Origin of the sequence: Bradyrhizobium sp. STM 3557 (assembly GCF_045571465.1) — a bacterium.
In the GTDB taxonomy this organism is placed as follows: Bacteria; Pseudomonadota; Alphaproteobacteria; order Rhizobiales; family Xanthobacteraceae; genus Bradyrhizobium.
On record NZ_CP120697.1, the window covers coordinates 1370965 to 1382903 of the forward strand.

Consider the following 11939-nt stretch of genomic DNA (forward strand, 5'->3'; position numbering starts at 1 on the left):
CCGACGACGATCGCTAGTCGCGTTCTGCAAGCCTGCCGGACTTCTTCGTTTTCACAGTTTTGACGGTGAGGAGCTTGCGAAGACAACGATCGAGGGTCGTGAGCTCAGCCTTCGTGAGTCCGCTGGCTTCGGTTACGCTCTCAACGACCCTCGCAACCTCTACGATACCGCGGTCCGCGGTCGAAAGACCCTTGGCGGTGAGGCGGACGAGCTCCGAGCGGCCGTCATCACTGGCGGAGACGCGGAGGACGAAGCCTCGGTCCTGAAGCCGCGATACGCGCTTGGTCATAGCACCCGACGTGACAAGCAAAGCGCGGAACAGGTCGGTTGGGCGCAGTTCATACGGCTTTCCCGCGCGTCTGAGCGCCAGCAGGACATAGAGTTCGCCTGTCTGCAGGCCCACCGCTTTCGATATCTCCTGCAGCCGTATTTCATGAAGGCGATTGACGCGCTCCAGCCGCAACAACGTGCAGGCGGCGGCAAGGTCGAGGTCCGGGCGTTGCTTGAGCCAGGCGGCCTCAATATCGTCGTAAAGAGTGCTGTCGGGCTCTGGTGGTTTCTTGGTCGCGGGTTCGGCGCGGCGTGACACGCTACTCCTCTTCATTTCTTCAGGTCCTCGGTCTGCGCCAATTGCGTCGGCGTCATCCGCTAGGCAACTTATCACGGCCGGAATGGCATGTCGCCCGGAAGATCCTCATACTGCAGCTGGCAGCGGCGCCGGTCACCAGCGGAAGGATCCGTTGGCTCTTCAGCTTGACAATTAATCTTCCTGGGAAGAATAATTCTCGTAAGAGGAAGTTAAGAAGGGAGGGAGGCATGCGCGGACTTCGCGCCGTACTCGTATTTGCGGCTTTACTGGCTCGTTGCGGTACGGCCGGCGCGGCCGAGGCCGAACTGATCCTCGGCCAGACCATGCCCTACAGCGGGCCAGCTTCGGCGCTGAGTGCTGTGGGCAAGGTGCAGTCCCGCTATTTCCAGATGATTAACGACCGCGGCGGGATCAATGGCCACAAGATCAGGCTGATTTCCCTCGATGATGGCTATAGCCCGCCGAAAGCCGTGGAGCAGACGCGCAGGCTGATCGAGAACGACGAAGCGGTGGCGATCTTTGGCAGCATGGGGACCGCTCAGAATGCGGCAGTTCAGAAATATCTGAACGGAAGAAAGATCCCTCAACTGTTTGTATTTGCCGCCAGCGAGCGCTTCGCTGATCCGAAAGCCAGTCCCTACACAATCGCGGGAATGACATTGTTCAGCACCGAAGCGATGATCTACGCCAAGCTTGTGGCCGAGCGCACTCCCGGATCGCGCGTCGCAGTGTTGTACCAGAACGACGACTACGGGCGCGAATATCTCCGCAGCTTCAAGGCCGAGCTGGCTCGCCTGGATCCGGCGGCCAAGATCGTCGCGGCGTCGCCATACGAGGTCACATCGCCCACGGTCGACTCGCAGGTGGTCTCGTTGGCCAGCAGCAACGCCAACGTCTTTCTCAACGCGTCGACCGGTAAGTTCACCTCCCAGGCAATCCGTAAAGCCGGCGAGCTTGGGTGGCGTGCTCAGCAATTCCTGCCGATCGGAAGCAACTTTGTGGCAACGATCCTGAAACCGGCCGGGCTCGAAAACGCAAAGGGTGCGATCTCGGCGACTCCGACCAAATCGGTGGGCGACCCGGAATGGGCGAACGATCCGGCCTATCTCGAATGGCTGGAGTTCATGAAGAGGTACTATCCGGAGGGCGATACCGAAGATCAGCTCAACTTCACCGGATGGAATGTCGCTGTTCTCATGACAAAGGTCCTCGAGGCCTGTGGTGATGATTTGTCCCGACAGAACATCATGAGGCGTGCCACAGCGCTCAAAAACGTTGAACTTCCAGGTCTGATCCCCGGCATTACTGTCAACACGAGGCCGGATGATTATCGCTTGATCACAGCGCTGCGGCCCCAGAGATTTGACGGCGAGCGCTGGGTGCCAATGCTCCAAATAATGACCCCTCAATAAAAGGCTTCTGATTGTTAAAGGCGGGCGGCTGTTGACATCGACGGAATCGCGGTATTCGGCTGCGCTCCAGCATTTCCCGGCCTGCCTCCTAATTGTTCTTCCCGGAGCGCCGGAGCGCGCAGGAGATCGAGCGGGCGCAAACGGCACTGCATCAGTCCGACGGATGCTCGCGCTCGGGCGTCTCGCCCAGTCGGCAGGGAAGCATCGAGGCGTGCTCAATCCGGCTCGCCGTCCGATATTCCACCGTATAGAAGCAGATGGCCTCAAGCGGCTAGCTCATCGCGTGCTTGGGCAGTATAATCCGCCGATCCTCAGGCGCTTTGTCGAACCCGCTTCCGAAAAAGAAGATAAGAGCGGGGTGCCAATAATGCGAATGCCAATACTGGTCTGAGCCCGCGGCATCCCTTAACTCGACTAACGTAAACCATTATCTACGCTCGCGGTCTCGAAGCTCCGATAGGCAGCCGCCAAAGCTGTCTTATGTGTCCCTTAATGTATAAGGCGATCTGTCTGATATTTTTGGACGCTGCGAACGATTTGACCGCCGTCGATAACTGCGCATTTTAGGAACTTCAACTTAGTCAAAGCGGACGCTTCTTCGAACGGCTGTTTTTGTTCGAACCGATGAAGGCTTGCCAATAGCAGGGCGGGTGGCGACGCGGTTCAAAAACGTTAGTATCTCGTAACGAAGCGAGTCGGAAGATCAGAGCGAGGGTGGCTTGAGCTGTCCGAGCGATTTCTCAAGCGAGAGTCCCAGCCCGAGTAGACCCCGGTCGTTGCCTGGCAAGGCATCGAACTCCACTCCTATGGGCAGTCCGTTGCTACTCAGGCCCACCGGGAGAACGAGGCCCGGTGATCCGCAGCAGCTGCCCGGCGCAACATTGTGCGCCATGGCGAGCGGAAGAGAAACTTCGCTCCCATTTATGTCAATTACGGATTCTTCTCCAATCTGTGGAGGAGCGAATCCAATAGCCGGAAAGGCCAGCGCGTCTATTGCGTGATCTTTGTAGAGGTCGTACATGCAGCTCTTGAGTCTATCGCGCTTTGCAAGCATCGCCTGGTAGGCGGTATCTGACGGCCGATTTGGAGCCAGCGCCCTGGACTTCAGAACACGCTGTGTACCTTGACCAGCAGCGGATAGTATCTGATCGAAAGTAACGCCTGCATGGTACTCACGCAGAAAACGCGAAATGTTCGCGACCATCTCGTAAGTCATGATCGTAAGGCCGATAGCCGCAGCCTCTTTGAGCTCCGCAGGCGCATTAACTTCCACGATCACGACTCCGGCCTCTCGTAAGCTCTCAAGCATATTGTGGAAAGCTATTTGGATCTCGCGATCGACATCTTCTTGGAAGTAGCTGGGTACAATGCCGATGCGCGTGCCCTTTGGCGGGCCCGGCGCTATGGAAGCTGCTTCGGCTGTTACCGCTGCATCGAAAAGCAGCAAGTCCGCAACCGATCTGGCGAATGGGCCGACCTGGTCGAACTTGTTGTCGGTCAGCGGCATTGAGCCCTCGCTGGAATAGCGGCCAAATGTCGGGCGGAATCCGACCACTCCACAACAGGAGGCTGGTACACGTATTGAGCCAAGGGTGTCCCCGCCGACGGCCAGCGGGGCAATCCGTGCGGCGACAACAGCCGCCGAGCCACCACTGCTGCCGCCAGGAACATAAGTCATGTCATACGGGTTTCGCACCGGACCAGTTATTTCGTTGTTGCTAGTCCACCCCATTGAAATTTCGTGTAGACCAGTTTTCCCCATGACAATGGCGCCTTGCGCCTTCAGCAAGCGCACAATTTCCGCGTCGCGTACGGGACGAAAGTGCTTTAACGCGGCGGTCCCGCATGATGTCGGTAGCGTTGCGGTGTTGATGCTGTCTTTGACCGGAACCGGGAGGCCATGAAGAATTCCCAAGCTCTGCCCGGACTGGCGTGCCTTGTCTGCGAGCCGCGCCGCCTCGAGTACCGTATCTGGCTCGATATGCGAGAACACGTTCAATTGCTCGAGCCGCTTGGCTTCGCCGAGAAGTGCTCTTGCATAGTCCTCGGCACTCACGTCTCCTTGCCGCATCGCCCTTGTGGCAGTAATGGCGTCCAACCGCGCTAGAATATCATGTCTATACGCCGCCCTCACTGGAGGGATGCCGGATAGCAACACGGCAGCGGCGTTCGATGCGGTCTTAAGAAGCTCGCGGCGGCAAATCATGTCGAACTCACATGCGGTGGCCATCGCGCGGGCCATGAGAAAAGGGATGATCAGATCAAAACGCGGACGATCTCGTGTATCTTCCGTGGAAGATATAGCGCTCATCATAAGCGATGTCGAGAGAAAGCGTCGGAGACTTTCGCCAGAAGCGGCCAGGCCGAGACAGTCTCCTCAGCGTGGAACTGCCGACGCTTAGAGGCCAGCCAAGTGTACGGGACAGGGCGACGAACGACGTGGCACCCTGTCGGTCTCCCACCCCGCATATCCCGGTACATCCGCCATACAGAATGAATATGAATTGTATCGAGTCCGGCCGCGATGGCTTCCCCGAAATCTTGGTCACCGGCCTTCGTTCGTTACCAAATTCACTCTCGGACTGTTTAGAGAGGATGTCATCGAGTCCGAACTCGCGCGCCTTGCGGAAGAGGCCCGGGCAGTGCTCGTCCGGCTCGGACACAGCGACGAAGATGTCGGCCCGTCGGCTGGCGAGTAGTCGCGCCGGATTGGTTTTGCGCATTGGATGACGGCAGCTTTCGGAGATCGCCGCCCGCGGCGGCTGAGGCAACGCCTAAAGATGCACATCTTCCGTTCTTGTTGCGGACAAAAGCGGGCCGTAATCCAGGGGGGCTTGGGCGCTGGGGATGATGGCTTGCCATCGATCAATGGCAGGGCGCGGCGATGGATATGTCGACGTCCTCCCCCGGCGCTGGCATACCGATCCGGTATCGGGCGCACTCAAGGCGCGCTGTCGGACATTGTGGACTGCGATCGGGGAGGTGGATGTTCTGCTCTAATCGATCGTAATCGCGTGCTCGTTGCAATCGCAACCATCGCGTCAGGCCATGCAATCCATCGGTAACGCGTAAAGCGTCCGATCGGTATTGAAGCTCGCGCCCTCTGGCATGCGAGTACACGAGAGTACGGATGAACACAGTCAATCGTTGTCGTGGAAAACAAGACCTGTCGCCAGGGACCGCAGCTGCAGCCCCAGTAAGGGTGAAGCGGGCGGCACTTGCGGTTACCGTCGGTAACATGCTGGAGTTCTACGACTTCATCACTTATGCGTTCTTCGCGCTGCAGATTGGTCGGGCCTTTTTTCCGACCCAAAGCGCGTACAGCAGCCTGATGCTGTCGCTTGCGACCTTCGGTGTCGGTTTCGTGACGCGCCCCGTTGGCGCGGTGGTGCTGGGCACCTATGCTGATCGTGTTGGGCGACGCCCCGCAATGTTGATAAGCTATTCGCTGACGGCGATCTCGGTTCTGATCACTGCGATCACACCGGCCTATGCAGTGATCGGCCTTGCAGCGCCGGTGATCGTTATCCTTGCTAGGATGCTGCAGGGATTTGCCCTCGGCGGAGAAATCGGACCGAGCACGGCCTGCCTGATAGAAATCGTCCCACCCGGACAGCGGGCGCTGGCTGTTTCGATGCAGCCTGTTAGCCAGGAACTGGCCGGCGGCGCCGGCGCTCTGGTCGGCCTCGTCCTGAGCGCGACGATGACTTCAGCTGCACTTGACTCTTATGGCTGGCGAATCGCATTCCTGGTCGGAGTGATGATAGCCCCGTTCGGGTTGTGGATGCGTCGAACGCTGCCGGATACGAGGCAGTCGGGGGCTGACCATGCAACGCGCGCAGAATGGTGGCGCCATGTCACGCAAGTCCGCCCATATCTACGCCTGGTCGTCCTCGCTTTCATGGTGTTGGCCAAGAGCGCAATTTCAACCTATGTGAACAAATATATGACCACCTACGCGCAGAGCACTCTGCACGTGACACCATCCATGGCCTTTGCCACGACGTTGGTCAGCACCGGTCTGCATATGATCGGGACCCTGCTCGGAGCCTGGCTGGCCGATCGCGTCGGCCGCAAACCCGTCATGATCATCCCGCAGCTGGCTGTCATCGTGCTGACCTATCCCATCTTTCTTTGGATGGTCCAGGCGCCTGACGCCTGGTCACTGTTTTTGGGCTTCGGTGCGCTATCTCTGCTCGTGTCGCTACCATTGGCCGCGTTCATCACGGCCATCACGGAGGCGCTGCCCCCGCCAATCCGAGCCTGCGTGATGGGTACAGTCTATGCAGTTGCGATCGCAAGCTTCGGCGGTACAACCCAGCTCGTTGTCACCTGGCTGCTGCATGTGACAGGAAATCCGCTGGCGCCAGCTTGGTACCTTCTGCTCGCTGGGCTGGTTGGTCTGGTCGCGATGGGGTTGATGCCCGAGACCGCGCCGGTGAAGGGCGGCAGATAAACCCGCTGGATTGTTGTCGCATCAGAGGACTTCGGCCCAGCCCGATTGCCAAGGGCGGCATTCACCCGGGGCGGTATCGGAGAGCGCCGGCCGGAGACGCAACGTTCGCGGCGTAAGGAGGATCGGCAGCAGCGCACGAACCGGCGACCGTACATCACCGTGTCGGCTGGGACCTGACGCTCAGCTGTTGTGTCTCTGCTGGTGTGCGGAGCAAAGGGCTGTTGACAGGCCACAACGATTGCATGCCAGGAGCAAGCCTTCAGCTCCGAACGTTTCGAAGGCATACACAACATCCGACCGCGCAAAGCAGGATTGGAACGGAATATATCAGTGGCCGCTTGATACGTTCCCGCTCATCGAATTTCTCCGCACTTATTGTCTCGGCGGCTGCGCTTCACCGGGAATCTGTCTGTCGTGAAGTCTACATGCCTAACCCGGTGGACGGTCAGGCTCTCGATCAGGACGCGTAGGCTATCGTCGCGCTGATCGGCATTCGGAGGAACTGCAGGTGATCCACCATCAGCAGCTCGGGGCTGCGCACCTCCAGGTCCTTGCTCGTTTCTGTCATTCCCGCGGTGGTGAGGATGAACCTCTTCAAGAACCTCATAATCGTCCACCCAGCCATTCTCCGTCCAGCGGCCCGTACTTGCGCTTATGTTTGCCCGCTCGGAGACGTACATTTGCTCGACACGCGCAGCTTTGTGAAAAAGGACAACGCTAGAAGGGCTGCCGACGGCTCGCGCTCTGGGAAAGATGATCCCGTCTATCGGAGCGGTTGTTTCCATCGCAAGGAAATGCACCATCGAGTCCGTTGCAAGGTGGTTATACGGATCGTCATCTGGCATTCCGGATTGCGCGAGACGCCCACTCAGAGACCGCAGGAAAATGGCGGCCTCTCTCCGTCCAGTTAACCCGAAATCAGCAAGGGTTTTAGTAAAACGTAAGTTGGTTAAAGCCGTCAAATCGAGCAAGCGGAGCTTCCTGATGATCTCGAATCGCGCAACCGCCACCTGACAGCCAGCAGACGGCCTCACATCAGCGATAGCCGTCTGTTGATTCATTGCACCGTAAAAGGCCAGGATGCCTCCCGCCTTGATGCCCGCGGCCGACCGCCAAGACCCCTGTGACGAGCCAAGTTGAATATCGGGCCTGCGAAGAGCGGCTTTTAGCTTCTCGTCAGATTGGAAGGCCCGAGCGCGATATAGGGTTTGTATGTTAGATCCGGGGCCGGCATCGACCAAGAGTGGACGGCCCTCTTGTGTTCCAAAATCGCGGATGCCATCTAGGCCCGATTTGAGCGTGTGTGCTACGGTGGGATTGAAGAGGCGCGCCTCAGCTTCGAGAGAAGCCTTGAGGCTGTGCCAGCCGAAATTTTTGGTCATCCGCGCGCTCCTGAGAAGTATCTAGACCATGTAATAGATTCGATTTTGCGACGGACGCGATCACGCCTGCCGCTTGGAGCAGCTGCGACGCTTGAGTAAAGCTGCAATATCGCCGCTCAGGCCCTTGGTCATGGCGACTAGATGAGCTGCACTCGTCGCTGAAACAGTACCAAGATTGCGAAAGTGTCCTGTACCGTTATGGGTAGCCCGGGCGAACGGTCGTGTTCGTCATGATTGGATCAGATGCTTCTAATCCGTAGGAGCCTTGCGCCACCGCGATGGCCACGGCCGTCACCTCCAGTGTCGGTCCGGTTCAGACTCTTCAAATTTGCGTATTTCGGTCGCGGGGACGGGGGGCAGGTATCAAATATGAAGCAGAAAGAATTGGTGAGGAGGTCACTGATGCATGGCTTGCGCGACGTTCTGGAGCAAAGTCAAAAAGGCCGCGTGGCAATCGGCCATTTCAATGTTGGGGACTGGGTTATATTGAAGGCCGTGCTGGCATCAAGTCGAGAGCTGAACTTCCCTGTGATGGTCGGTGCATCTGAAGGCGAACGGGACTTTATCGGAGTTCGGCAGCTTGCGGCAATGGTGCGGAGTCTCAGGGAGGAATGGAATTGTCCGGTCTTTCTGAATGCGGATCACACCCATTCCCTGGCGAAGGCTGTCGAAGCGGCCAAAGCCGGCTTCGATGCGATTGTGTTCGATCTTTCCGCCCTTCCGTTCGAGCAAAATCTGCAGCAAACCAAAGAAGCGGTCGAAACCCTGAAAGCAATAAATCCCGGGATCCTTGTGGAGGGAGAGATTGGGGACATCGGAACCGGTTCTGAAATACATGAAGAGGCTCCCGACCTATCGAAGGGTTTGACTTCCCCAGCAGAAGCAAAGCATTTCGCTGAGGCTACAGGGATCGACATTCTGGCTCCGGCTGTAGGCAACATGCACGGCATGCTAAAGAGCATGGTGCATGGGTCAGCCAAGAAGCGGTTGGATATTCAACGAATTATCGAGATCAAAAACGCGGCCCAAGTGCCGCTTACTTTGCATGGTGGTTCGGGGACAGATGATGAGGATTTGCGGAAAGCAATCTTAGCTGGAATCAATATCATTCACATCAACACGGAACTGCGAATTGCCTGGAGACGCGGACTGGAGGAGGGCCTGGTCAAGCGACCCAACGAAGTCGTCCCTTACAATATCCTGCCATTTGCAATGGAGTCGGTGAAGGAAGTTGTTTCTTCGCGACTGAAGCTGTTCAACAGTAAAGGGGCCTTGTAAGTGCCTGCTCTCGACGAAAAGTGAGCGCTGTTGTTGAGGCCGGCGATGATGCTGCGCGCTCGTGCAGGACTGATAGATACGAACAAAATTCTAGTTTATTTGACTTGATCATGCGCTTCCAGGACGTCTCATCCGGAGACGGAGGATGCAGGATGGATAGAATGATCAAGGCACTCACGGTTTGCGCTGCGTTGGCCGGCGTCATAGTGACTAGTTCGGTGCGCGCGCAAGACGCGCCACCACCGTCGGATCAGGCCAGACGGGTCGAAGACCTCGTCAACCGGGCGGCAGCTCTCATCGATCAGAAGGGGAGGGCCGCATTTGACGAATTCAGGAAGCGTGACAGTCAGTGGTGGTCTGGCAATACATACCTGTTCGCTTACGATGATCATCTCAATGTCTTGCTGAATCCGGCATTTCCCAAACGTGAAGGCACCAATCCTCACGGCGAAAAGGATGCGCGTGGGAAGATGTTCCACGACGAATTTTTGAAGAAAGTGCAGACTAGTCAGGCTGGCTGGGTTGATTACATGTTCCCGAAACCTGGTCAGACGGAGCCCTCGCACAAATGGAGCTATGTCAAAGGGTTCAAGGCTGATGGAATGACGGGCTTGATCGGCGCCGGCTTCTTTGCGGAGTAGTCTGCCCTGCGACAGCAGATGGGCCGCGAGGCTAGCGTGCAGCCCTGCATGCGGCTCACTGGTCCGATGCCTCTTGTCCGCCACCGGCGCGGATCAGGAGGTCCTTGATGGGGGCCACGAGTGGCCGTTGCAATAATGCAGATGAGCAAGCTGAATGGAGATTAGGGCATACCGATGGCTGCGTCAGTCTGTCGATTGTCGAAGCTCGGCGAATAGGACGAGACGACATGGCCAAGCTAGTCTTTGGATTGAACCAGTCCCCGGATGGCTATATCGACCGCCAGGAATTTACGCCGATGCACTCGCTCGGATGTCGCCACAAATGATGTGCGAACTGTCCTACGCGCTCACGTTTCCGTGCATGCGGAGCGTCTGCGAAGTCGCGACAATATGAGTCCCCAACCCTACGCGATCAACTTAGCATTGGCCAACTTACGGACGACAGCGTTGATCGTGGAGCATCGATGGCCAAGTACCGACACGACCTGCCGCAGCGACGAGGCGGTATCTTTCTGACCGACGGCGGCATGGAAACGACGCTGATATTCCACCACGGCCTCGAATTGCCGCACTTTGCCGCTTTCGTTCTGCTCGATTCCGTAGACGGTCGCGAGCACCTCAAGCGCTGTTACGAATCCTATCTTGCGATCGCGCAGGCGAACCGTACTGGTTTCGTGCTCGACAGCCCGACCTGGCGTGCCAACCCAGACTGGGGCACCAAGCTCGGCTACGACGCGGACGCGCTGAAATCGATCAACACCCGTTCAATTGAGTATCTGAACGAGCTGCGAAGCAGCTGGGAGCGGCCGAACATGCCTATTGTCATCAATGGCGTGATCGGCCCGCGCGGTGATGGCTACAAGTCCGGCAACATGGATGCATCAGAGGCGGAAGCCTATCATGCACCGCAGATTGCCGCCTTTGCGGAGGCCGGTGCGGATATGGTAACGGCCTTCACGCTGAACGGAATCGATGAAGCGGTCGGCATCGTTCGCGCCGCCAAGGCTGCGAAGAGCATTCCCGTGGCGATCTCTTTCACCGTCGAAATCGACGGCCGTCTGGTGAAGGGGGAAACCCTGCGCGAGGCGATCGAGACCGTTGATCGCACCACGCGGTACGGGCCTGAGTATTTCATGATCAACTGCGCCCATCCTAGCCATTTCGAAGGAGCATTGAATGCCGGCGAGAAATGGTCTGAGCGCATCCAGGGTGTCAGGGCTAATGCATCGACGAAAAGTCATCACGAGCTCGATGAATCCGAGACGCTCGACAGCGGTGATCCGGTCGATCTCGGCCGGCGCTATGCCGATCTCCGACGGTCTTTTCCCAGCCTGCGAATCCTCGGTGGCTGCTGCGGCACCGACCATCGTCATGTCGCCGCGATCTGCGAAGCCTGCATCTAGCAGACAGGCGCAGAGCCGAGGGGCGAACCCGTTCGTCGCTGTTGACATCGCCCGGCGTGCCTTCGAAATCAGCCTGCCACTGGCCAGCACTAGCACGCGGGAGGCGAATCTAAACACCAGATCCATGTCATGCTCGATCATCAGTGCGGCTATGTCGGCCGGCAGCCGTCCGATCGGGTCGAGGATCTTGCTTGCGACGCTTATGGGCCTATCCACCCATCAGGGCGGGCACATCCGGGTCGCAGGCGCGGAAATCACAGCCCTCAAGGCTTCGGACCGCGCGTGTGCCGGCATGGGCTATGTGCGGAAACCCGCGACATCTTCCGCTCTCTGACTGTCGAAGAGAACCTGATCGCCGGGCTGAAGGAGCGCGGCAGCGGCGCGCTCGATTAGGCTTACACGCTGTTTCCGCGGCTGGCGCAGCGGCGGCGCCATTTCGGCATGCAGCTGTCCGGCGGCGAGCAGCAGATGCTGACTCTGGCACGGACGCTGCTGGGGCAGGCCGAAAGTGCTGCTGCTTGACGAACCGTTGGAGGGGCTGGCGCCTGTAATCTGCGATCAAATCATGGAGATCGTCACTCGCCTCGCGACCTCGGGGAAATGACCATTCCTCTGGTCGAGCAGCAGATCGAGCGCGCTCTGGATTTTGCGGAACGCGTGCGGGTGATCGAGCGGAGCCGCACGGCTCGGACCGGCTCATCCGTGGAGTTGCGTTCCGTGCGGGGCCTGGTCGACCGGCTGCTCGGCGTCGGCATTCGTTGAGCCGGCCATTGTAGTC

Annotated in this window: 9 protein-coding genes; 6 read left to right on the plus strand and 3 right to left on the minus strand. The window is 58.3% G+C overall.

From position 1 onward, the window contains the following. Positions 1-13 precede the first annotated feature (13 nt). The gene (locus tag P6U24_RS06145) at positions 14-589 is read right to left on the minus strand and encodes a MarR family winged helix-turn-helix transcriptional regulator (protein ID WP_407158283.1); all 576 of its coding nucleotides are present in this window, start codon (positions 587-589) and stop codon (positions 14-16) included. Positions 590-816: 227 nt separating this feature from the next. Here P6U24_RS06145 and P6U24_RS06150 point away from each other — a divergent pair, with 227 nt between their 5' ends. Beyond that, positions 817-2001, plus strand: a complete 1185-nt coding sequence (locus P6U24_RS06150) for an ABC transporter substrate-binding protein (RefSeq protein WP_407158284.1) — start codon at positions 817-819, stop codon at positions 1999-2001. Between the two features lie 703 nt (positions 2002-2704). Here the strand turns inward: P6U24_RS06150 and P6U24_RS06155 are convergent. Further along, on the minus strand, positions 2705-4315 hold the full coding sequence (locus tag P6U24_RS06155; RefSeq protein ID WP_407158285.1) for an amidase family protein: 1611 nt from the start codon (positions 4313-4315) through the stop codon (positions 2705-2707). An 816-nt stretch (positions 4316-5131) separates the two neighbouring features. On the opposite strand from P6U24_RS06155, the gene P6U24_RS06160 reads away from it, so the two are divergent. Continuing rightward, entirely contained in the window at positions 5132-6457 is a 1326-nt protein-coding gene (locus P6U24_RS06160) for an MFS transporter (RefSeq protein WP_407158286.1), read from the plus strand. A gap of 353 nt (positions 6458-6810) precedes the next feature. Here P6U24_RS06160 and P6U24_RS06165 read toward each other — a convergent pair whose 3' ends face one another. Beyond that, entirely contained in the window at positions 6811-7839 is a 1029-nt protein-coding gene (locus tag P6U24_RS06165) for an RES domain-containing protein (protein ID WP_407158287.1), read from the minus strand. Positions 7840-8208: 369 nt separating this feature from the next. Here P6U24_RS06165 and P6U24_RS06170 point away from each other — a divergent pair, with 369 nt between their 5' ends. From P6U24_RS06170 to P6U24_RS06185, 4 genes are all read left to right on the plus strand, one after another. Next, on the plus strand, positions 8209-9117 hold the full coding sequence (locus P6U24_RS06170) for a class II fructose-bisphosphate aldolase (RefSeq protein WP_407158288.1): 909 nt from the start codon (positions 8209-8211) through the stop codon (positions 9115-9117). Between the two features lie 161 nt (positions 9118-9278). Then, entirely contained in the window at positions 9279-9758 is a 480-nt protein-coding gene (locus tag P6U24_RS06175) for a cache domain-containing protein (RefSeq protein ID WP_407158289.1), read from the plus strand. Positions 9759-10222: 464 nt separating this feature from the next. Then, positions 10223-11161, plus strand: a complete 939-nt coding sequence (locus P6U24_RS06180) for a homocysteine S-methyltransferase family protein (RefSeq protein ID WP_407158290.1) — start codon at positions 10223-10225, stop codon at positions 11159-11161. A 600-nt stretch (positions 11162-11761) separates the two neighbouring features. Then, complete coding sequence (locus tag P6U24_RS06185) at positions 11762-11923, plus strand: hypothetical protein (RefSeq protein ID WP_407158291.1); 162 nt, start codon at positions 11762-11764, stop codon at positions 11921-11923. Positions 11924-11939: the final 16 nt, after the last annotated feature.

What these genes read in the sequence shown, in the direction of transcription:
- P6U24_RS06150 (WP_407158284.1), top strand. Translation starts at nt 817, where the DNA reads ATGCGCGGACTTCGCGCCGTACTCGTATTTGCGGCTTTACTGGCTCGT.
- P6U24_RS06155 (WP_407158285.1), bottom strand. Translation starts at nt 4,315, where the DNA reads ATGATGAGCGCTATATCTTCCACGGAAGATACACGAGATCGTCCGCGT.
- P6U24_RS06160 (WP_407158286.1), top strand. Translation starts at nt 5,132, where the DNA reads ATGAACACAGTCAATCGTTGTCGTGGAAAACAAGACCTGTCGCCAGGG.
- P6U24_RS06165 (WP_407158287.1), bottom strand. Translation starts at nt 7,839, where the DNA reads ATGACCAAAAATTTCGGCTGGCACAGCCTCAAGGCTTCTCTCGAAGCT.
- P6U24_RS06170 (WP_407158288.1), top strand. Translation starts at nt 8,209, where the DNA reads ATGAAGCAGAAAGAATTGGTGAGGAGGTCACTGATGCATGGCTTGCGC.
- P6U24_RS06175 (WP_407158289.1), top strand. Translation starts at nt 9,279, where the DNA reads ATGATCAAGGCACTCACGGTTTGCGCTGCGTTGGCCGGCGTCATAGTG.
- P6U24_RS06180 (WP_407158290.1), top strand. Translation starts at nt 10,223, where the DNA reads ATGGCCAAGTACCGACACGACCTGCCGCAGCGACGAGGCGGTATCTTT.
- P6U24_RS06185 (WP_407158291.1), top strand. Translation starts at nt 11,762, where the DNA reads ATGACCATTCCTCTGGTCGAGCAGCAGATCGAGCGCGCTCTGGATTTT.